This window comes from Neorhizobium sp. PAMB6716, from assembly GCF_058242805.1.
The window spans coordinates 783,665-803,974 of the sequence record NZ_JBZAYW010000002.1 but is presented as its reverse complement, the minus strand read 5'-3'; the positions used below and the strand labels follow the sequence as shown (position 1 = coordinate 803,974).

Annotated in this window: 20 protein-coding genes; 18 read left to right on the top strand and 2 right to left on the bottom strand. The window is 59.9% G+C overall.

Annotated elements, in window-relative coordinates; all coding sequences use genetic code 11:
* Position 1: 1 nt before the first annotated feature.
* Positions 2-919: a branched-chain amino acid ABC transporter permease gene (locus AC4CWH_RS22345; protein WP_491321547.1), complete on the bottom strand. Its 918-nt coding sequence runs from the start codon at positions 917-919 to the stop codon at positions 2-4.
* 400 nt (positions 920-1,319) lie between these two features.
* Between AC4CWH_RS22345 and AC4CWH_RS22340 the strand changes: the two genes are divergently transcribed.
* Genes AC4CWH_RS22340 through AC4CWH_RS22310 form a run of 7 tightly spaced genes read left to right on the top strand, consistent with a single transcriptional unit; the run spans position 1,320 to position 8,219 of the window.
* Complete coding sequence (locus AC4CWH_RS22340) at positions 1,320-2,516, top strand: FAD-dependent oxidoreductase (RefSeq protein ID WP_491321546.1); 1,197 nt, start codon at positions 1,320-1,322, stop codon at positions 2,514-2,516.
* Positions 2,517-2,551: 35 nt separating this feature from the next.
* On the top strand, positions 2,552-3,298 hold the full coding sequence (locus AC4CWH_RS22335; protein WP_491321545.1) for a maleate cis-trans isomerase family protein: 747 nt from the start codon (positions 2,552-2,554) through the stop codon (positions 3,296-3,298).
* 18 nt (positions 3,299-3,316) lie between these two features.
* A complete protein-coding gene (locus AC4CWH_RS22330) occupies positions 3,317-4,231 on the top strand; it encodes a polysaccharide deacetylase family protein (protein WP_491321544.1) in 915 nt (304 codons plus the stop codon).
* Entirely contained in the window at positions 4,228-4,947 is a 720-nt protein-coding gene (locus AC4CWH_RS22325) for a GntR family transcriptional regulator (RefSeq protein WP_491321543.1), read from the top strand. The genes AC4CWH_RS22330 and AC4CWH_RS22325 overlap by 4 nt, the downstream gene beginning before the upstream one ends.
* A gap of 29 nt (positions 4,948-4,976) precedes the next feature.
* On the top strand, positions 4,977-6,485 hold the full coding sequence (locus AC4CWH_RS22320) for an aldehyde dehydrogenase (RefSeq protein WP_491321542.1): 1,509 nt from the start codon (positions 4,977-4,979) through the stop codon (positions 6,483-6,485).
* Positions 6,485-7,327, top strand: a complete 843-nt coding sequence (locus AC4CWH_RS22315) for an SDR family NAD(P)-dependent oxidoreductase (RefSeq protein WP_491321541.1) — start codon at positions 6,485-6,487, stop codon at positions 7,325-7,327. The genes AC4CWH_RS22320 and AC4CWH_RS22315 overlap by 1 nt, the downstream gene beginning before the upstream one ends.
* A gap of 13 nt (positions 7,328-7,340) precedes the next feature.
* Entirely contained in the window at positions 7,341-8,219 is an 879-nt protein-coding gene (locus tag AC4CWH_RS22310; protein WP_491321540.1) for an MBL fold metallo-hydrolase, read from the top strand.
* A gap of 89 nt (positions 8,220-8,308) precedes the next feature.
* On the opposite strand, the gene AC4CWH_RS22305 is transcribed toward AC4CWH_RS22310, so the two are convergent.
* Positions 8,309-9,085: a GntR family transcriptional regulator gene (locus AC4CWH_RS22305; RefSeq protein ID WP_491321539.1), complete on the bottom strand. Its 777-nt coding sequence runs from the start codon at positions 9,083-9,085 to the stop codon at positions 8,309-8,311.
* 184 nt (positions 9,086-9,269) lie between these two features.
* Between AC4CWH_RS22305 and AC4CWH_RS22300 the strand changes: the two genes are divergently transcribed.
* The 11 genes from AC4CWH_RS22300 (at position 9,270) to AC4CWH_RS22250 (ending at position 20,308) form a co-directional block, all read left to right on the top strand.
* Complete coding sequence (locus AC4CWH_RS22300) at positions 9,270-10,016, top strand: maleate cis-trans isomerase family protein (RefSeq protein ID WP_491321538.1); 747 nt, start codon at positions 9,270-9,272, stop codon at positions 10,014-10,016.
* A gap of 37 nt (positions 10,017-10,053) precedes the next feature.
* A complete protein-coding gene (locus tag AC4CWH_RS22295) occupies positions 10,054-10,914 on the top strand; it encodes an isocitrate lyase/PEP mutase family protein (protein ID WP_491321537.1) in 861 nt (286 codons plus the stop codon).
* A gap of 10 nt (positions 10,915-10,924) precedes the next feature.
* Positions 10,925-11,566: an isochorismatase family protein gene (locus AC4CWH_RS22290; protein WP_491321536.1), complete on the top strand. Its 642-nt coding sequence runs from the start codon at positions 10,925-10,927 to the stop codon at positions 11,564-11,566.
* Positions 11,566-12,318, top strand: a complete 753-nt coding sequence (locus tag AC4CWH_RS22285; RefSeq protein ID WP_491321535.1) for an SDR family oxidoreductase — start codon at positions 11,566-11,568, stop codon at positions 12,316-12,318. Before AC4CWH_RS22290 ends, AC4CWH_RS22285 begins: the two co-directional genes overlap by 1 nt.
* A 693-nt stretch (positions 12,319-13,011) precedes the next feature.
* Positions 13,012-14,001 (top strand): LysR family transcriptional regulator, encoded by a 990-nt coding sequence (locus AC4CWH_RS22280; protein ID WP_491321534.1) that lies wholly within the window; start codon positions 13,012-13,014, stop codon positions 13,999-14,001.
* 141 nt (positions 14,002-14,142) lie between these two features.
* On the top strand, positions 14,143-15,225 hold the full coding sequence (locus AC4CWH_RS22275; protein ID WP_491321533.1) for an ABC transporter substrate-binding protein: 1,083 nt from the start codon (positions 14,143-14,145) through the stop codon (positions 15,223-15,225).
* A 2-nt stretch (positions 15,226-15,227) separates the two neighbouring features.
* Positions 15,228-16,310, top strand: coding sequence for an ABC transporter ATP-binding protein (locus tag AC4CWH_RS22270; RefSeq protein WP_491286385.1), 1,083 nt, complete (start codon positions 15,228-15,230; stop codon positions 16,308-16,310).
* Complete coding sequence (locus AC4CWH_RS22265; protein ID WP_491321532.1) at positions 16,310-17,188, top strand: ABC transporter permease; 879 nt, start codon at positions 16,310-16,312, stop codon at positions 17,186-17,188. Before AC4CWH_RS22270 ends, AC4CWH_RS22265 begins: the two co-directional genes overlap by 1 nt.
* Positions 17,185-17,982, top strand: coding sequence for an ABC transporter permease (locus AC4CWH_RS22260; RefSeq protein ID WP_491321531.1), 798 nt, complete (start codon positions 17,185-17,187; stop codon positions 17,980-17,982). The genes AC4CWH_RS22265 and AC4CWH_RS22260 overlap by 4 nt, the downstream gene beginning before the upstream one ends.
* Entirely contained in the window at positions 17,979-19,493 is a 1,515-nt protein-coding gene (locus AC4CWH_RS22255) for an NAD(P)-binding domain-containing protein (RefSeq protein ID WP_491321530.1), read from the top strand. The genes AC4CWH_RS22260 and AC4CWH_RS22255 overlap by 4 nt, the downstream gene beginning before the upstream one ends.
* The gene (locus AC4CWH_RS22250; protein WP_491321529.1) at positions 19,490-20,308 is read left to right on the top strand and encodes a creatininase family protein; all 819 of its coding nucleotides are present in this window, start codon (positions 19,490-19,492) and stop codon (positions 20,306-20,308) included. Before AC4CWH_RS22255 ends, AC4CWH_RS22250 begins: the two co-directional genes overlap by 4 nt.
* Positions 20,309-20,310 lie beyond the last annotated feature (2 nt).

Genomic DNA, 20,310 nt, shown 5'->3' with positions numbered 1-20,310 from the left:
GTCAGAGCTTTCCTTTGCCAATCGAGTGATGGCCAAGCAGGCCCTGGGGGCGGACGAAGAGGGCCGCGAGCAGCAGGCCCCACACGACGACCTGGACGGTGTCGGCGCCGAAAAAATGAACGGTCAGCATCTCCGCGATGCCGATGATCAGGCCGCCTAATACGGCGCCCCAGATCGAGCCAAGTCCGCCGATCACCATGCCGGCTATGGCCTTGGACCCGATTTCCTCCCCCATGCCCGGGGAGACCTCACCGTAATTGATGGCAAAGAGAATGCCGGCAAGCCCGCAGAGCAGGCCGGTCAGCATGAAGATGACCGGAACGAGCCGCTTGGAATCGACGCCGAGGATATTGGCCGCATCCGGATTTTCGGCAATCGCGCGCAATCCGCGACCGATGCGGCTGTGTTTCAGCACCCAGGTCAGTCCGGCAACGATTGCGAGTGCGACCGCAAGGCTGATCAGTTGCGGCGCGCGCAGAAGCAGGCCGTCGAGGTTGATGGTCGTATCCCAGCTGATCGCGTCCATGCGCTGGGGATCGGTGCCGTAACCGATGCGGATCAGGTTTTCGATGATGAGAAGAAAACCGAGCGAGCTTACCAGCGGAATGGCATGCTCCGTCGCATCGCCGTACTTCGCCTTCATGTAACGAAAGGTGAAGCGTTCAACGACGAGCGATGCGGCAATTGTCATGACAACTGCACCGCCGAGCGCCACCGGCCAGGGAAAGGGCCCCGTCAGGCCGAAGGGCAGCCCCCATTTGGCAAGCGCCCAGGCGCCCATGCCCGAAAGCATGAAGAGCGTAGGAATGGTGAAGTTGAGGAAGTTCAACACGCCGATGGTCAGGGTGAAGGCGACCGCCACCGTCACGTAAACGCTGCCCAGCATGATCCCGTTCAGCAATTGCTGAATTAACAACATGAGCTTGTCTCTCGTTATTTGTATACAAACAGGGCAGGGCAAAAGTGCAAACGCACAGAAAAACGGCATACTGACATGCCGTGAGCCGCCCTGCCCGGGCCTAATCAACCTAAGAGAAAAGCGGAATTCTTCCCGTCAATTTTATCGTCAAGATCGTCGTTCCCGTCTTCGGACGCCTTTTGGCGCCTCATTTTATAGGCGGAACGCCATTTCGCGCCCGCCTTCTTCATCGCTCGGCCGCTTCACATGCACCGCATGCTCAACAATCAGCCTGCTCTAAAAATCTCGACATTTACAAAATTGCCTCTTTAAATGTCGTGACATGTTGTACACAATGAGTTAGCACTTGACCCATGTCAAGGGAAACATTGACGGAGAAATAATGATAATGAGGGTGAACATGGATCGTGTTCTGATCGTCGGGGCCGGGCCTGTCGGGCTGGTTGCTGCCTGCTGCCTGTCGCAGGCGGGTATACCCGTGACCATCGTGGAAACCAGCCCGGACCTGCCCAAGGACCTCAGGGCTTCGACATTCCATCCGCCAACGCTCGACATGCTCGATCGCTTTGATATCAGCAGAAAACTCGTCGAACGCGGGCTTGTCTGCCCGACATGGCAGTTTCGTGACCGAAAGGAAGGGGTCGTCGCGACCTTCGATCTCGGCATTCTGGCCGGCGAGACCAATCATCCCTATCGCCTTCAATGCGAACAGTGGAAGCTCTCCGAAGAGTTGCGGGCGCTCATCGCGGCGGATAGCCAGATCGACCTGATCTATGGTGCCAAGGCCGTAGAGGTCGTGCAGGATGATGCCGGGATAACGCTGACAATCGAGCATATCGAGGATGGTTCGCGCGAACAATTGTCCGGACAATACCTCATTGCCTGCGATGGCGCCCATAGTGCCATCCGCAAGTCGCTCGGCATTTCCTTCGACGGGCTGACGATACCGGAGATCTTCCTGTCGATGTCAACGTCGTTTCGCTTTGACGAGGCAATCGAGGATCTGGCGCCGATCGCCTACCTCACCGATCCCAGCGAATGGGCGGTGCTGCTGCGCACCCCGTCGCTCTGGCGCGTGCTGCTGCCGACCGACCCGAACCAGACGGAAGAGCAGATCAAGGATCCGGCCGAGATGGAACGACGCCTGCAGGCACTTTGCCCAAAGTCTGGCGCCTACGACATCGTCCACGCAACCGCCTACCGCGTGCACCAGCGTGTCGCGGCGAGCTATGTCGCTGGTCGCGTCTTCTTGGCAGGCGATTCTGCCCATCTCAACAATCCGCTTGGCGGCATGGGCATGAACGGCGGCATTCATGATGCGGTGAACCTGTGCGACAAGCTGGTCGAGGTCTGGCATGGCAAGGCGCCGCTTGACATCACCCAGCGCTACAATCGCCAGCGCCGCAAGGTGGCGATCGAAACCGTCCAGGAACAATCGTTGCGCAATCGCAAGATGATGGCGGAAAACGATCCCGTGGCACGCGCGGCCTATCACGACGAATTGCGCCAGATCGCCGCCGATCCCTCCAAGCACAAAAACTACCTCATGCGGTCTTCGATGATCCAGTCGCTCCGCGACCTGGAAGACGTCGCCTGACCTTCAGCAGCAAATTTGAAAAAGGAATTTTGAACATGGTGGACAGCCTCGGATACCGCAAAAAATTCGGCGTCATCGCGCCTTCGACCAATACGTCCGTGCAGCCGGAATTCGACCGCATGAGCCCGGTCGGCGTGACCAACCACTTTTCCCGCATCACGATCCCGGATGATCCGGTTCATAGCGACGACGATTTCCTCAAGCTCATCGACAATATCCGCGCAGCGATCATGCAGTCGATTGATTCCGTGATGACTTGCAGCCCCGATCACCTGGTGATGGGCATGTCGGCAGAAACGTTCTGGGACGGACTTGATGGTTCGGTAGAACTCCAGAAGCGCGTCGAGGAACGCGCCGGCGTGAAGGTCACGATGGGCTCCGATGCCTGCCAGGCGGCATTGGCCAAATACGGCGACATCAAGCGCATCGGCGTCGTCACACCGTATATGCCGGTCGGCGACAAGCAGGTGATCAAGTTCTTCTCCGATTGCGGTTATGAGGTCGTGCATCTCAAGGGCCTGCGCTGCCCAAGCCCGATGCTGATCGCCCACGTCAGCGAGCAGGAACTGCGTGACAGCATCAACGAGGTCAATGATTCCAGCGTCGAGGCGATCGTCCAGGTCGGCACCAACCTTGCCATGGCGCGTGTCGCCGGCATCGCCGAATTCTGGCTCGACAAGCCCGTGATCGCCATCAACACGGCGACCTACTGGTATGCACTGCGCCAGAATGGCATCGAAGACAAGGTGCAGGGCTTCGGCTCTCTCCTGTCGCAGCACTGAGGCGGGCGGAGAAGACCGATGCACTACGATTTCGTTCCGATCAACGAACGCAAGCCGCTCCGGTGGCCGAACGGCAAGCGTCTCGCCATCATCCTCACGACCAATTTCGAATATTGGGACCCGGTGCGTGACACGCCCAAACCCTATTACCCCGGCGGCCCCAGCATTGTCGGGGGAGATCTTCCCGGAAATGTCTATGACAATGCCAATTATACCTGGCGCGAATACGGCCAGCGCGTCGGCGTCTGGCGCATGTTCGATATCTTTGACGCAGAGGGCGTGCCATCGAGCTGCACCATCAATGCCAAGATGGCGCTGGAGCGGCCACAGGTGGTGCGCGCGGCGCTCGACCGCGGCTGGGAAATCGTTGCCCATAACTATGTGCAGTCCGAACTGCTCACCGACAACATGTTCGACGAGGACAAGGAGCGCGAGGTGATCCGCGCCACCCTGGATGTTTATGAGGAGTTCTGCGGGTTCAAGGCCAAGGGTTGGCTGTCCAGTTCGCTGCGTTCAACGCTCAACACCATCGACATCCTTGCCGAGGAAGGACTGATCTATATCTGCGACCTCTTGAATGACGACCAGCCCTATATGGTCGAGACCCGCAGCGGCAAGCCCATGGTCTCCGTGTCCTACACGTCTGAGGTCAATGACTTCAGCTTCCTGCGCCAGGGGCTCGGTGCGGAAGGCGGGCTGCAGATGTTCAAGGAGCAGTTCGACTGGCTTTATGCCGAAAGCGAGACGACAGGCAAATTCATGAACATCGGTCTGCATCCGCACGTCATCGGTCAGCCATACCGGATACGCGCATTGCGGGATTTCATCCGCTACGCCAAGCAATTTGACGATGTATGGTTTACCACCCGCGAGGAAATCGCAACCTGGTACAGGCAAAACCATGCCAACCATATCGAGGTGAAGACACGATGAACAAAGCTGAGGAAGATGATCTGTCCGGGGGCGCCGAGGGTATCGAGATTGAAGATACCGATCTGCAGCGGCCGGTTGAAAAGGCCTATCAGGGCATTCGCCAGGCAATCCTGCGCGGCGAGCTGAAGCCTGGCGATCATCTTCCCGAGGAAATGCTGGCGACCATGACCGGCACCAGCCGCACCCCGGTGCGCGAGGCGCTGCGGCGGCTCGCCGCCGAGGGACTGGCCACGGTCAGCAACCGCCATCGTTTCGTTACCCATTTCTCTCCGGAAGAAGTGTCGATCATCTTCGACATTCGCGCGCAGCATGAAGCCTATGCCGCCTCGATCGCGGCACAGAAGATCACGCCGGCCGAGCTTGTCCGGCTGCAACACCTGATCGACGCGATGGCCGAGATCGAGACGGATACGAGCAGTGCGGTGGCGGAACGTTTCCTGTCGCTGAATACGGATTTCCACGGCCTCATCATCGATGCAACCCGCTCGGCGCAGCTGAAGCGGCTGACGGCACCGGCGGCAGCGTTGCCGCTGATCCTCGTCAAACAGTTCGTGATGGAGCAGCGGGTCGATGTGGTTCGCTCCAACCGCCAGCATCGCGACATTCATGCCGCACTGAGTGCCCGCAACAGCGAGTGGGCGGCAGCCGCCATGTCCGGCCACATTCTCTCGACCAAGCCGAGGCCGCGCGATCCAAACCGCGGCCCGCATCGATAAAAACGCGATCAACGCTTGAGGAACAGCCAGTGCATCAAAAACGCGACGAATTGAGCCGCAGCCCCCTGCCCATCAGCGGCTATGTCGCCGGGCGCTTCAGCGGTCCATCCGCCACGGAAGAAATCGCCGTGATCGACCCGACCACCGAACAGCGTGTTGCCACACTTTACGAATCGTCCGCTGACGAAGTGGATCGCGCCGTATCTGCGGCACGCGGCGCTTTCGACAAGGGGCCATGGGGGCGCTCGAGCGTGGCCGAGCGGCAGGCTGCATTGCTGGCAATCCATGATGCGATCCTCGCCCATGCCGATGAACTGGCAGCGCTCGAGACCATCAACACCGGCATCCCACTCAGCCAGACCCGCAACGTCCATGTGCCGCGCGCGGCCTATAATTTCCGTTTCTTCGCCGAATATATCAACCAGGCCGGCGGCGATGTGTTCACCCAGGAGCCCGGCCTGATGAGCATCGTCACCTATGAGCCGATCGGCGTCTGTGCGCTGATCGGTCCCTGGAACATGCCGCTCGGGCTGACCGCCATGAAGATCGCCGGCGCGCTTGCCTTCGGCAATGCCTGCGTGGTGAAGCCCTCGGAACTGACACCGCTCACTGTCACGCGGCTGGTGGAGATCATCGAAGGCATCCTGCCGGACGGGGTGATCAACCTCGTCAACGGCCGCGGTCAGGTGACCGGCACCGCACTGGTCTCGCATCCCGGCATCGACATGGTCTCGTTTACCGGCGGCACCGTGACGGGTGCTGCGATCCTCACCGCGCTCGCCAAGGGCATCAAGGGCTCGGCGATGGAACTCGGTGGCAAATCGGCCAATATCGTCTTTGCGGATGCCGATTTCGATCAGGCGCTCGACGGGGCGATGATGAGTTCCTTCATGAACAATGGTCAGATGTGCCTGGCCGGCAGCCGGATCTTCGTCGAGCGTCGCATCGCGGACCGCTTCATCGACGGCTTCACGCAGCGCACACGGGCGCTGAAAATCGGCGATCCCCTTGTGCAGGGCACAGAGATAGGGCCGATGATCAACCATGCGCAACGCGAACGCATGGCGCGCTACGCCGAGACCGGCAAGGTCGAAGGCGCCACCTTGCTCTGCGGCGGCCATCGCGACAGCCATGTCAATGCCGGCTATTTCTTCGAGCCGACCGCGATGCTGGCACCTTCGAATGACATTGCCATCTGCCGCGAGGAAATCTTCGGCCCGTTTGCCGCAATCCAGATCTTCGATGACGAGGAAGAGGTCGTCGCCAAGGCGAATGAAAGTGATTTCGGACTTGTCGGTTATGTCTGGACCCAGGATCTGGAACGCTCCATGCGCACGGCCTCGGCGCTGCGCACCGGTACTGTGCTCGTCAACACGCCGATCGTGCGGGATCTTCGCACCGGTTTCGGCGGCTACAAACAATCGGGTCTCGGCCGCGAGGGCGCCAAGGGCTCGCAGGCGATGTTCACCGAGATGAAGACCACCATCATCGCCCGTGCGCCGCGTGCAATGCCGCGAATGGGCATGGGCGGGCAATAATGGCGATGGGCAAGACCTACCCTTCCCTTTCCGGCCGCCCGGTCATCGTCACCGGCGGCTCGCGCGGCCTCGGCCGCGAAATGGCACTGGCCCTGACGGCGGCCGGAGCCTCGGTCGCAGTCGTTGGGTCGCGCGCGGGGTCTGCGCTGGACGACACCGTCGCCGAAGCAAACCGCAGGGGTCCCGGCAGGGCTATCGCCCTTGTGGCGGATGTTGCGAATTATGCCCAGTGCGAGGCGGCTGTCGCATCAGCAATCGCCGCCTTCGGCCGCGTCGATGTCTTGATCAACAATGCAGGGCTTGGCATGCGCCGCGTGTCGGAGACCTTCAACACGCAGCCGACACGTTTCTGGGAAACGGAACCGGAGGCCTGGCGCGAGATCATTGACACCAACGTCAACGGCGCCTTCAACATGGCGCGGGCCGCGGTGCCGCAGATGGTGGCGAGAGGCTTCGGCAAGGTCATCAACATCTCCACCAGCGACCAGACCATGGTGAGGCGAGGTTATGCACCTTATGGTCCGAGCAAGGCGGCGCTGGAAGCGGCTTCACGCATCTGGGCGCAGGATCTCGCCGGCACCGGGGTCGACGTCAATGTCTATCTGCCCGGCGGCGCGGCCGACACGGATCTGTTGCCGCCAAGCCCTGACAAAAAGGGGGCGGACGGCAATCTCCTGCCGGCGTCGATCATGCGCCGGATGATCGGGTGGCTCTCGGCCGACGAGTCGAACGGCATCAGCGGCGCCCGTTTCATAGCCCGCCTTTTCGATGAGCAGATCGACCCCACGCAGGCGGCGCTCAAGGCGCAGTCCACACCGATCGAAAAACCGGCGATTATGTAGGAACGGCGCGCTCATGTTCACCTTCGGCTCCGCACGCATAACGACGATCAGCGATATTGATCCCTTCGCGCTGCCGGTTGACCTGCTCTTTCCCGGGAAAAGCGTGGAGGCGCTTCGCCCGCAGGAGGCGCAGCTTGCGCCACATCATGTGGATTTCGACAGCGGCTCGATCCTGCTTGGCGTGCAGAGCCATCTTTTGCAGGTCGGCGGCCTCAATGTGCTGATCGATACCTGCGTCGGTGAACACAAACCGCGCCCTCGCCGCGCCGATTGGCACCAGCGCGCGGCAACCGGTTATCTCGAAAACCTGGCGCGCGCAGGTCTGCGGCCGGAGGATATCGATATTGTGCTATGCACCCATCTGCATGCCGATCACGTGGGGTGGAACACGCAGCTGATCGACGGCCGCTGGGTGCCGACTTTTCCCAAAGCACGTTATCTGATGGGCCGTGCCGAGTTTGCCCAATGGCGCGCCGAAGAGGAACAGGCACCGGGCCAGCACAATCACGGCTCTTTCATCGACAGTGTCATGCCGGTGGTCGAGGATGGCCGCGCGGAGTTTGTCGATGAAGGGTTTTCCATCGCTGCCGGCCTCGATCTGGTGGCCCTGCCCGGGCATAGCCGCGGCCAACTGGGGCTCTGCCTCTGCCAGCAGGAGCGCCGGGCGATCTTCTGCGCCGATGCCATCCACACACCAGTGCAGGTGTATCATCCGGACTGGGCGAGCCGCTTCTGCAGCGATCCCGAACGGGCGATTGCCACGCGTCGGGCGCTGCTCGAACAGGCGGTTGCGCGCCAAGACCTGCTCATCCCGGCCCATCTCCGGCATTTCGCAGCCATGCAGGTCAGGCGGGATGCGCATGGCGGCTACCACCCGGTCTTCGTTCCATGACGACAACGCTGGCTAGATGCGCGGCAGCTCCTGGTGTAGCACGGCCACCAGCGCGATGGGTCGCCTTGATACGCCGGGCGTCAAGGCGTTCACTCGCTGCCCGCTTCCTTGGCACGATGGATGCGCATCCGATAGGCCATCTGCTCGGCCGGGTGCCAGTTGAACGAGGCGATCAGCACACCGCTTTGGGTGACATAACGGCGCAGCAACTGCAGAGACCACGATCCCGGCTTCAGTCCCAGCTGGCGGATGAATTCGCCAGGCATGGGCATGGCCCGGATTTCCTGCACGGCCTCCTCGATCGGGCCGTCGGAATAGCGTTCAAGCAGCGCAAAGAACGGGCCCTGGTGGTCGTGAAACTGCGCCACGACATGTTCGAACCGCTTCGGCACATAGCTTTGAATATAACAGATCGGCTTGCCACCCGGCTCGGTCCAGCGCACGCCGTTGATCAAGATCCATTCCTCGCCGGCCTTTGCGCCGATCAATTCCGCAAGCTCCGCGTCCAGCGTCACGGTCTTGATGTCCATGACGACATAGTAGGTTTCGACGGCAACCTGGAAGAGTTCCTCAAGGGAACCGAAGGACTGGTAGAAGGTGGTGCGCGACGCGTCAGAAATCACGCGCGTGCCGATACCCTGGCGTCGCTCGACATAACCGCGCTCGCGAAGATAACGCAGGGCTTCACGAATAGTGGTGCGGCTGCTGTTGAATTCGACGGCCAGTTCCAGTTCAGGCGGCATCAGACTGCCCACGGGATAGGTGCCGCTGACAAGCCTGTCTTCCAGGATCTTCTGGATCTGCGCATAACGCGGCAAGCCCTCGGTCGGGCGGTCCAGAGCGAGATCATCCTCTTTTGTTGTCATGCGTCACTTTCAGTTGGCGCAGCTCGGCGTTTTACGCGTTCAATCGCCCTTCCTCTACAACAATTCTCGCCGGGGTAACACCGGTCGCGAAGCAACGCGGTGGGGAAGATCGAAATCAGCGCCTTTGGATGTATGGACAAATCTCAGTAAATATATTCAAACATACCTACCTTTTGGAGATTGCATGTCAGAACGCCATAGATCCGTCTACTCAAGCCGCGCCAAGCTTGGTCTGATCACACCGCCGACAAACACGGTGAACGAGGCCGAATGGCAGCGGATGATGCCAGCGGGCGTCACCTTCCATACCCATCGCATGCCTCTGCACGCCGACACCGTGAGCGCAGAAGGCAAGGCCGGTTTGATGCGCGACCTTGAAGCCGTTTTCGCAATGCTGAAACAGGCGCGCGTTGATGCAATCGCCTATGCCTGTACGGCGGGCTCGATGATCAATCCGGTCGATAGCCTGCCGGATGGCCTCAGCCGCGCCACCGGGGTCAAGGCCGTCACCACCTCAGCTGCGATCATCCGCGCACTGAAGACGCTTGGCGTGACGCGCCTCTCGGTCGCAACGCCTTATCACGACAAGCTCAACCATCACGAAACGGAGTTTCTCGTCGAAAACGGTTTCGAGGTGGCGAGACTGATCGGGCTTGGTATCGGAGAGAGCGGACCTGCAGACTATGTCCGCATCGCCGAGACGCCGCTCGAGGCGATCGAAGCCCATGTCAACAGGTGTTTCGTGCCCGGCAGCGATGCCATTCTCATCACCTGCACGGATTTCCCCACCCTGCCGCTGATTGCAGCGCTTGAGGAACGCCATGGCGTGCCGGTCGTGACATCCAATCAGGCAACCTTCTGGGCGATGCTGCGCGCCTGCGGCATCGAGGACCGCTTCGACACCTATGGCAGGCTGCTGGCCCAGCATTAACGACATCAACGAAAAACGAAAACATAGGAGGAATACCATGGCGGATCCCCGTCTCAGGCAGGCCATTGAGGCCAAGGACTTCATTCTCGCCCCCGGCGTCTTCGATCTGATTTCAGCGCTGATTGCCGATCGCCAGGACTTCAAGGCGCTCTACGTGACAGGCTACGGCACGGTCGCTTCCTATCTTGGCCTGCCCGATGCCGGTCTTGCCACCTATCGCGACATGATCGAGCGGATTGGCCAGATCGTAAAGATGACCAGCACCCCGGTGATCGCCGATGCCGATACCGGTTATGGCGGCCTGCTCAACGTGCGCCATACCGTGCGCGGTTATGAAGACGCCGGCGTGACGGCGATCCAGATCGAGGACCAGGAATTCCCCAAAAAATGCGGCCACACGCCAAACCGGCGGGTCATTCCGCTGGAGGATATGGTCCGCAAGGTCAAGGTCGCGAGCGATGCGCGCTCAAGCCGTGATTTCCTCATCATCGCCCGCACCGATTCCCGCACGGGCCTTGGCCTCGACGAGGCAATCCGCCGTGCGGATGCCTATCGGGAAGCCGGCGCCGATGTCGTTTTCGTGGAATCGCCGGAAAGCGAGGCGGAAATGAAGACGGTTGCCGAGCGCATTCAGGCGCCACTGTTTGCCAATATGGTCAATGGCGGGCGCACCCCGCTTCTGTCGGGGGCGCGACTGCAGGAACTGGGCTACGCCATTGCCATCCACCCGGCACTCGGTTTCCTCAGCGTCGGCGCCGCTCTCGACAAGGCTTTCAAGGATCTCAAGGCCAACGGCATCACCTCGCCGGATATCGACCTCTATTCCTTCTCAGAATTCAACAAGCTGCTTGGCTTTGAGGATGTCTGGGAATTCGAACGCCGCTTTGCAGAAATCTGAGGGACTGACGATGACCGAGGATCTCGATGACAACTACAAAATCGCCTATGCCAACCGGGTTGGTTTTGGAAAGCGCCCAGCGCTTGTCCTGATCGACTTCGCAGACGCCTATTTCGATCCCGACTGCGTGCTTTATGCCGGTGTGGACGCGGCACTGGCCTCGGCACTGCGGATCCGCGACGTGGCGCATGAAATGGGCATTCCGGTGATCCTTACCGAGGTCACCTATCAGAAGGGGGGCATCAACGGCGGGCGCTTTTTTGAAAAGGCAAAGCCCCTCGCCTCCTTCGTGAAGGGCGAGAAAACCGCGGCCTTCGCCAAGGGCCTGGTTGCGCGCGAGGATGAGATCATCGTCTCGAAACAGTATCCCTCGGCCTTTTTTGGCACCTCTCTCGCCTCAACGCTCACGGCGATGGGGATCGACAATGTCGTGCTGACGGGCCTCACCACCAGCGGCTGTGTGCGGGCATCCTGCGTCGATTCCATGTCGCATGGCTTCATCACCAGCGTGGTGCGCGAGGCCTGCGGGGATCGGCATCCTGCACCACACGAGGCAAACCTCTTCGATATGAACGCGAAATACGCCGATGTCGTCTCCGAAGAGGAGATCGTCGCCTTCTTCCGGTCGCTTGATGCGGGAAAGGTTACCTGATGGTCGACACTGAAAAGCGTCGCCGCATCGCCATATTGGGCGGTGCCGGTGGCATCGGCCGCGCGCTCGTCGCCCATCTCAAGGCCAGAGGCGACGACGTCATCGTGCTTGATCTTGCGGGTTCGCTGGACCGGCACGCACAGCCAGGCGGGGTGAAATCAATCCCGATCGACGTCCGCGACGAGAAAGCGGTCGGCTCTGCATTTTTAGAGCTGGCTGGCCTGTGGCGTGAAATGGATGGTTTCGTCAATCTTGCAGGCTACAACAGCAAACTGCAGCCTCTTGCAGAAACCGATGCAGACTATTTCGACGAAATCACAACTGGCAATCTGCGCGGTGTCTTTCTTGCCGCAAAGGCAGTCTTGCCGCTGATGGCACAAGGCGGGGCGGTGGTCCATGTCGCCTCGGGCCTCGCCTCCAACATCCGGCCGGGCTACGGCGCCTATTCAGCCTCCAAGGCCGGCGTGATCGCGCTGACCAAGACTTTCGCCGTGGAAAACGCACCGCGCATCCGCTTTAATGTCGTGGCACCCGGTCTCGTCGATACGGCCTTCCTGCGCGGCGGCACGGGACGTTCCGATGAGGACGAGGCGTCCCTCGTGCCGCTGGAGGCCTATCGCGCCATGACGCCGATGAAGCGGCTGGCGCTGCCGGAAGATATCGTCGGCCCGATCGATTTCCTGCTGTCGCCTGCGAGCGGTTTCATGACCGGACAGGTACTCTGGGTAAACGGCGGCGGCTTCATGCCGTGACACGGTGTGGTGCGCGCGTCCGTTAAAATGATGCGCCCGGCCAGGTCGATTCTCGGATGGGGAATGTGATGTGCGAATGGCGTTCCGTGACTGCGACGGGCACACCCTCATGACGATGATCGCCGATGTCTTAATCCAGCGCCAGAGATTGCAGACTGCAAAGCCGCAGAAAGAAGTGGCGCGTTTACCGTTTGCCGGCTGAACCGACCTTGCCGGCCCCGCGCAGGGCGCTCACCAACGCACTTCCTTTTCATTTGGGGACGTCACTCAACGCCAATTCGATGCAGGACTTGGTTGCGGGGGGCCCACAACCGACGAATCCTGTCACTGATTGAAAAGCCTCTCCCGAAGCAAGCGGCCTGGCCTGCGTGGCGACCAAAGTTGTCGAGGACGACGATGTCGTTGGGCGACAAAGTCTTGATCCGTTCCTTTTCCCCATAGGTCAGCAAAGCGTTGGCATGGATCGGACCGTTGAGAGCCCATGGAGCATCGAAAAGATCGCACCTGAGTGCTGCGATAAATGGCAATGTCCGCTAATGGCGATGGAGAGCAGAGCCCATCAGCCGCCTGGCGGCTGGCTTTCGACTGTCTCGACTGCAATGATCATGCATCACGGTATACCTGCCACTCAGCTGGCATGAAATATGCGTCTTTCCAAGCTTGTTGCATCGTTCAACAAGGGGAAAGCGGATCATGACGCGACAGGCGAATGGGATGATGGATGTGCGTTTGATGCGCACGCTCCTGACCTTGCTGACGGAATGCAGCGTTTCGAAAACCGCCGACATTCTGGGGCAGGCCCAACCAACGGTCAGCCTGACGCTGAAACGGCTGCGGGAACTGCTGGACGATCCGCTTCTGGTGAGGTCCGGAGGGGCGCTGGTGCCAACGGAGCGAGGTCTTGCCCTGAAAGATACGCTGCGCGACATTCTCGGTCAGATCGACGCCCATCTTGCGCCCCATGCCACCTTTGTCCCGGCGACCGCAAAGCGAAACTTCCGTATCGTCGCCGACAATTGCCTCGGAGCTGTTTTTCTGCCGCAACTCGTCGGAAAAATTGCACAAGGAGCGCCCAGTGTCGGCGTCGATGCATCGCACATGCCGAGCTACGAGGACCTGATCAGCCAACTGTCGGATGGATCCATCGATGCTGTCATCGGCAACTGGCCGCATCCGCCCGAATATCTGCGGATGTCGCCGTTGTTGACGACAGACATCGTCTGCGTCGTTCGCTCAGATCACCGATTGGCCAGTCATGACGGGCCGATCACGATGGACGCATTCCTGAAGGAAAAGCATCTTTCTCCGACATCCGACAAGCGCGCACAACTGAGCCCGATTGACGGGCGATTAATAGAGCTTGGGCTCAAACGCAGTATCGCCGTGTCCGTGCCTGAATACGCCATCACGCCTTACGTTCTGACGCAATCGGATCTCGTCTTCACCACCGGTCGAATATTTGCCGAGCAGATTGCCCAGTCATTTCCGCTCGAGATTCTGGAAGCCCCACGCGAGCTTGGTCAGATGCAGTTTTACATGCTCTGGCACGAATGCAAGCACCAGTCTCCTGACCACATCTGGCTGCGGCAAATGATCAAGTCAGTCGCCGCAGCAATACGCGTTTATGATCAGAAACCGGCGACGATCGAACGTTTTGTTCCCCAGGCGCCGGTCTACAATTGAGCGACGCTCCAGGGCGCCTGAAGCCGTCAATCAGCACAAAACTGACAAAGCGCAATATAGTCTATTGGAGTTCCGTTATAGGCATCCTCGCCCAAACATACCACACTGCTGGCTGTTCAATCCCAACCAGATGAGGGCATGATGGCAGGTTCAGGATTTAGCCGACGTGACGTGCTTGCAGGAATGGCCGCTGGCACGGCGGCAGGGATATTCGGTTCGTCAAGCAGCGCCAGGGCTGCGGTTGCCGAGATGGTTTGGGCAACCTGGGATTCGAACGGGCATCCGGAATACGTCGCTGCCTTCGAAGCGCAGACGGGCGTCAAAGTGAAGCTCTCCTATCTCTCCAGCGAGGATGCACAATTTGCTGCGCTGAAAACCGGTACGGCGTCTGACTGGGACATGATCAACCCATCGCTGAACGGAAGCTGGCGCTACATCAAGTCAGGTCTGCTCGAACAACTCGATATGAGCAAGATCCCGAACGCCGCCAAGATGTACGATGTTTTCAAGACAACCCCCAAGGTTCTCGATGCATCGGGCAAGCAGTTCGCGGTCCCCTATCTCTGGGGCCTCAATCCCATCGTCTACCGCAAGGACAAGTTCGAGAGCGAGCCCGACTACACGACGTTGTTCAACGCAAAATATAAGGGCCAGCTTGCCATGCGCGACTATGCGCTGGAGTCTATCGCCATTGCGGGTCTGGTTGCCGGTGTGCCGCGTGACAAGGTGTTCGTCATGGAGACCAAGGAACTGGCGGAGGCCAAGAAGCTATTGATTGCGCAAAAGCCGCTTTTGCGCACCTATTGGCAGACGATCGGCGACCTCACCAACCTGTTTGCGACCGGCGAGGTCTCCTGTGCCTTTTCATGGCGGGTTCCGTTCGACGTCCTGAAAGACAAGCTGCCGATGGGAATGGCAAAACCGAAGGCCGGCATCATGGGGTGGTGCGACTGCTTTGCCATGCCGGCCACTTTGTCTGCTGAGAAAAGCGAGATCGGCTACAAATTCATCAATTATCTGCTGGGCCCGGAATACGCGACACAGGTTGCCAAGATCGGCAATTATGCGACGACGTCCCCGATCATCCGCGACACGCTGTCAAAGGAAGAGCAGGAAGCGATCTTCGTCGACGACATGGATGTGATGAAGTCGTTCATGTGGCCCGTCGCACCGGAAAATTACTCCGAGTGGCTGAAGATCTGGAATGAAGTCAAGGCAAGCTGATCATGGTGAATACGCCTGACAGGGCGCCAGATGTCTCTGGATCGGGATTGTTGCTTTCCGCTCGCGGGCTGACCAAAAACTATGGTGGGCAGCGCGTGGTCGATGGCATCGATCTCGACATTCCGGAAAGGGCCTTCACGACATTTCTCGGCCCTTCCGGATGCGGCAAGACGACGATTTTGCGCATGATAGCCGGCTTCGAAACACCAAACGCGGGTTCGATCGTGCTGGACGGACGGTCGCTTTCCGGTGTTCCGCCGGAGCGGCGTCCCGTCAACACCGTGTTTCAGAGCTACGCACTGTTTCCACATCTCACCGTATTCGGAAATGTTGCGTTCTCCCTGACCCTGCGCCGCCAAAGCAATGTCGATGTGGCAGCGCGGGTCAGAAGAGCCCTGGATGCCGTGCATATGGCGGAATTCGGCGATCGTTATCCACACCAACTCTCAGGCGGCCAGCAGCAGCGGGTCGCGGTCGCCCGCGCCATCATTGCCGAGCCGCATCTGCTTCTGCTGGACGAGCCTCTGTCCGCGTTGGACAAGAAGATGCGCGGGCACCTGCAGATCGAGCTGAAGGACTTGCAGCGACGCCTCGGCATCGCCTTCGTCTACGTCACGCACGATCAGGAAGAGGCCTTTGCACTCTCGGATATCGTCGTCGTCATGAACAAGGGGCGCATCGTGCAAAAGGCTGCGCCGCTGACGATCTATGCGCGTCCGGCCACCGCCTTCGTTGCCGATTTCATTGGCGCAGCAACGCTCATTCCCGGCGACATCATCGATGGCGGAGCCGCCGGCCTGGCTTCGATAGAAACGGCCATCGGTATCGTGCAATGTCCTGCGGTTGAGGGCCTATCCAAAGGCGACAAGGCAGTGCTTGCCATTCGGCCAGAACATGTGCGCACAGGTGCCCACGGTCTCAAGGCGACAATCCGGCATGTGGTGTTCAAAGGCGACCGCTACCTCGTCGAGGCCGAGGTCAACGGTGTCATCTTGCGGTTCATGTCGGATAATCCTCTGACATCTGGAGAGACTGTCGGGCTTGTCATCGATCAGGACCGCGCATTCATCACAAGGATAGACTGATGGCTCCGGCTTTTCACCGGGGGCAACTTGCTATCCCCGTCGCGTGCATTCTGATGCTGGGATGTATTTTTCCGCTTGCCCTGCTTGCGGTCTTCAGCGTTTTCGAGGTGGATCTCGATGCGTTCACGCTCGTCCCGGCCTTTTCCGGGCAGAACTGGGTGCAGATGTTCGCCAACCCGGTTTTCGCTTTTTTGATCGGCAAGGCGGTCGTTTCCGGCGCGGGTACGGCGGTGTTGGCAGCAATCATCGGATACCCGATCGCCGTTTCGATGACGCGCCTTCCCGTTCTGTGGAAGGGGGTCGGCAGCATCGTTCTTCTCACACCGCTCTATACCGGTGAGATTGTCCGAATTTACGCCTGGCGGGTTGTTCTGGGCTCCGAAGGCCTGGTCAACGCCACTCTGAAATGGCTGGGAGCAATTTCGGAGCCATTGAAATTCCTGCTGTTTTCACCGTTCACCACGCATCTCGTGCTTCTCTACAACAATCTGCCCTTTATGGTGCTGGCCATCTGGATCTCTGCGGAACTGATCGACAAACGTTTGATCGAAGCCGCGCGCGATCTCGGCGCTCGCCCGATAGATGCGTTCTTCAAGATCATTTTGCCTTTGACCACGCCTGGTCTGGCCGTCGGCGTTTTTACGGTCTTTGCGCTTGCCGCCGGCGACATGATGACGCCAAGCCTTTTGGGCGGGACGTCGGGCGCGACCCCGATGGCCATGATCGACAACCTGTTCGGCACCGCCTTCGATTGGCCGCTGGCCTCGGCACTGTCGCTCAGCCTGCTTGTCGTTCTGCTCGTCTTTGCCACCGGGTTCGTGGGCGTCCTACTTCGGTTTGATGGTGCGCGGGCCGTCTTTCGGCGGGGGGCGCGATGAGCCGTCTGGTCATCCTCACGCTCGGTCTGGCGGGCTCTTTCTTCTATCTGCCGATCGTCGTTCTCGGGATCTTTTCCTTCAACGCCGCAAGTACGATGGCCTTCCCGTTGAGCGGTTTTACCCTCTCCTGGTACGCCGATCTTTTCGGCAACAAAGCGTTTCTGAGCGGCTTCATCACCAGTTTTCTGATCGCTCAGCCCGTCGGCGTGCTCGGCGCGCTGATCGGACTGATGGCGGCATTGGCCGTGACATCGCCGCGCCTGAAGTTTCGTGTCGCATTTGCCGTTCTGATCCTCGTTCCATTTCTGGTGCCGAAGACGGTGCTTTCCATTGCGCAGGCCATGCTGATGAACTGGGTGGGACTGGGGCGTGGGGCAACGGCGCTGATCCTGGCGCAGACTTTGGTCGCCGTGCCGTTCACCACCACAATCATCGCGGCCGTCATGATACGGCTCGATCCGCGGCTTGAGGAAGCGGCACGGGACCTCGGCGCAACCCCATGGCAGAGTTTCCGGCGCGTTCTGCTGCCACAGCTGAGCACGGCGCTCAGTGCTGCCTATTCCATCGGGGTCATCCTGTCGCTGGCCGATCTGACCGTCTCGATGTTCCTCGCCGGTCGCACGCAGCCGCTGTCGCTCATCGTCGCATCTGAATTCCGGCGCGAGCTGAAGCCAGACTTGAATGCCATGCAGGTTGCCGTTCTCGTCTTGACGGCCCTCATCGTGGCACTGACCGAATTCAATCGCCGACGCCGCCTGCGCGGACGGTTGGCCCATGGACGAGATGACCGATGATGATTGCCCCACTGGAAGCACCGCGCATGACGCTAAACGACCTGAAGCAGGAGGCACTTGGGGATCTTGCAGCGCTTGGCTACCCCGCCGCACCCTGGCTGAGCGTTCTGCAGAGACCCGACGCGGCTGACATTGCCGATGTCATCATTGTCGGTGGTGGTCAGTCCGGCGTGACGATTGCTGCGGCCTTGAAATGGGACGGGCTGGGCCATATCCGCGTGCTCGACCGTGGCGCAGCGGGTGAAGAAGGGCCATGGCTGACATTCGCCCGCATGGAGGAGTTGCGCACCCCGAAGACAACAGTCGGCAACGAGTTCAATGTCGTCAACCTCTCCGTTCGCCGTTGGTACGAAACCCGCTATGGGCACCAGGCGTGGGCAGACCTGTCTCGCATTCCGCGCACGGACTGGAAGGCCTATCTCGACTGGTATGCCGATGTGTTCGAGATCAAAATCACCAATCATTGCGAGGTGCTGGACGTTGCCCCGGAAGGCGGCCTGATCGCCGTTACCACGATGATTGGCGGTAAAATCGAAAAAGCCTTAGCGCGAACCGTCGTCTTGGCTACGGGATATGATGGTGCTGGCGCATGGCGTGTGCCGCCACTTGTTTCCGCAGCCCTTGCACCTGAAAAATTCGATCACACGAATGGTCCGGTCGATTTCGGCGCATTGAAGGGATTGCGCGTCGGCATGCTCGGCCACGGCGCCTCTGCGTTCGACAATGCGATCAAGGCGCTGGAAGCCGGTGCTGCCTCCGTCGATCTCTGCTTCCGGCGTGCGCGCCTGCCGCGCACCAATCCCCATCGTGCCATCGAAACGCCCGGCATGATGACGCATTATCCCGACCTCTCCGACACCACGCGCTGGGATATCGCCCGGTTCTTCCGAAGTGCCGACCAGCCGCCGCCAGTGCGCAGTTTCGAGACCGCGATGCGCTTTGAAAAGTTCAGGCTCCGCCCCGCAACGCCATGGCTGGACGTCTCGCAAAAGGCCGATGCGATCCATGTCACCACACCGGACGGCATTCTGGAATTCGATCACCTGCTTCTTGCGACGGGCATGGATGTCGATCTCGCCGTCAGGCCTGAACTGAAGACCATAGCGGACCAAATCGCGCTTTGGGGCGAGCGTTACACGCCGCTGGATGGAACTGCGGATGCCCGCCTTGCACGGTATCCTTATCTCGATGGATTCTACGGTTTCATCCCCAAACATCCGGATGAGACATGGGTCAGCCGGGTGTTTGCTTTCAACAGCAGCAGTTTCGTCAGTCATGGTCCGCACTCCACCTCGATTAGCGGGCACAAGCATGCCGTTCCACGGCTCGTGCGTGGTGTCCTGCGCCGGCTTCTGCTCGATCGGGAAGTGGATATCGTGCCGGAACTTGAATCCTACATGTCACCGGATCTGCCTATTCCGGATGATTTCGAGAGCGCGATCGCCGAGGCCAACAGGCAATCGGAAAGCACGCCCGAGACAGACATGCCGGCCGTCAGGAGCGGCACATGACACACTCTTTCTACTGGGCCGATTATTCGACCGCCGAATTTGCATCCCGTGACCTCAGCGAGACTGTCGTGATCCTGCCGATTGCGGCAGTCGAGCAGCACGGCCCCCATCTCCCCGTACAGGTCGATGCCGCCATCAACGCTGCCATCATCGAGCGAATGGTGCCGTTGCTGGAGGCAAACGCTGACGTCCTCATCCTGCCGGCATTCGGTGTCGGTAAATCGGATGAGCATCTCGCCTTTCCGGGGACACTCACCATCTCGGCGCAAACTCTTCGCCTCGTCTGGCTCGACATCGCCAGAAGCGTCAAGCGCGCTGGTGTGCGAAAGATGATCCTGTTCAATTCACATGGCGGGCAGATCTCTCTGATGGAGATGACGTGCCGCGATATTCGCGTCGAACTCGACATGTTGGCCGTTGCGTGTTCCTGGTTCAGGATTGCACCTGTCGACGATCTGTTTTCTGCGACGGAAATCACCCACGGTATTCACGGCGGCGATATCGAAACCAGCATGATGCTGGCCATTGCACCTGAACTGGTCGCCATGGACAAGGCCGAGGATTTCGTGCCGCTGACCGTCGAGATCGAAAATTCCGGTAGCCCGTTGACGGCGGAAGGTGCGGTCGGTTTCGGCTGGCAGGCGCAGGATCTTCATCCCTCAGGCGTCAGCGGCAATGCCGCCAATGCCGATGCCACCAAAGGCGCCCTGGTTCTGGATCGGGCAGCAACCGGGTTGCTGCGCCTGATCGCGGCAACGCGCAATTTCGACATGACGAGGTTCACCTCTGAAACCCGCTTTTCGGTCACGAGGTAATC

Excerpts from the sequence above, each read along its gene's own strand:
- AC4CWH_RS22270 (WP_491286385.1), top strand. The coding sequence starts at position 15,228 with ATGGTGAATACGCCTGACAGGGCGCCAGATGTCTCTGGATCGGGATTG.
- AC4CWH_RS22305 (WP_491321539.1), bottom strand. The coding sequence starts at position 9,085 with ATGACAACAAAAGAGGATGATCTCGCTCTGGACCGCCCGACCGAGGGC.
- AC4CWH_RS22280 (WP_491321534.1), top strand. The coding sequence starts at position 13,012 with ATGACGCGACAGGCGAATGGGATGATGGATGTGCGTTTGATGCGCACG.
- AC4CWH_RS22290 (WP_491321536.1), top strand. The coding sequence starts at position 10,925 with ATGACCGAGGATCTCGATGACAACTACAAAATCGCCTATGCCAACCGG.
- AC4CWH_RS22275 (WP_491321533.1), top strand. The coding sequence starts at position 14,143 with ATGGCAGGTTCAGGATTTAGCCGACGTGACGTGCTTGCAGGAATGGCC.
- AC4CWH_RS22255 (WP_491321530.1), top strand. The coding sequence starts at position 17,979 with ATGATGATTGCCCCACTGGAAGCACCGCGCATGACGCTAAACGACCTG.
- AC4CWH_RS22330 (WP_491321544.1), top strand. The coding sequence starts at position 3,317 with ATGCACTACGATTTCGTTCCGATCAACGAACGCAAGCCGCTCCGGTGG.
- AC4CWH_RS22285 (WP_491321535.1), top strand. The coding sequence starts at position 11,566 with ATGGTCGACACTGAAAAGCGTCGCCGCATCGCCATATTGGGCGGTGCC.
- AC4CWH_RS22295 (WP_491321537.1), top strand. The coding sequence starts at position 10,054 with ATGGCGGATCCCCGTCTCAGGCAGGCCATTGAGGCCAAGGACTTCATT.
- AC4CWH_RS22250 (WP_491321529.1), top strand. The coding sequence starts at position 19,490 with ATGACACACTCTTTCTACTGGGCCGATTATTCGACCGCCGAATTTGCA.
- AC4CWH_RS22310 (WP_491321540.1), top strand. The coding sequence starts at position 7,341 with ATGTTCACCTTCGGCTCCGCACGCATAACGACGATCAGCGATATTGAT.
- AC4CWH_RS22265 (WP_491321532.1), top strand. The coding sequence starts at position 16,310 with ATGGCTCCGGCTTTTCACCGGGGGCAACTTGCTATCCCCGTCGCGTGC.
- AC4CWH_RS22300 (WP_491321538.1), top strand. The coding sequence starts at position 9,270 with ATGTCAGAACGCCATAGATCCGTCTACTCAAGCCGCGCCAAGCTTGGT.
- AC4CWH_RS22315 (WP_491321541.1), top strand. The coding sequence starts at position 6,485 with ATGGCGATGGGCAAGACCTACCCTTCCCTTTCCGGCCGCCCGGTCATC.
- AC4CWH_RS22340 (WP_491321546.1), top strand. The coding sequence starts at position 1,320 with ATGGATCGTGTTCTGATCGTCGGGGCCGGGCCTGTCGGGCTGGTTGCT.
- AC4CWH_RS22325 (WP_491321543.1), top strand. The coding sequence starts at position 4,228 with ATGAACAAAGCTGAGGAAGATGATCTGTCCGGGGGCGCCGAGGGTATC.
- AC4CWH_RS22260 (WP_491321531.1), top strand. The coding sequence starts at position 17,185 with ATGAGCCGTCTGGTCATCCTCACGCTCGGTCTGGCGGGCTCTTTCTTC.
- AC4CWH_RS22335 (WP_491321545.1), top strand. The coding sequence starts at position 2,552 with ATGGTGGACAGCCTCGGATACCGCAAAAAATTCGGCGTCATCGCGCCT.
- AC4CWH_RS22345 (WP_491321547.1), bottom strand. The coding sequence starts at position 919 with ATGTTGTTAATTCAGCAATTGCTGAACGGGATCATGCTGGGCAGCGTT.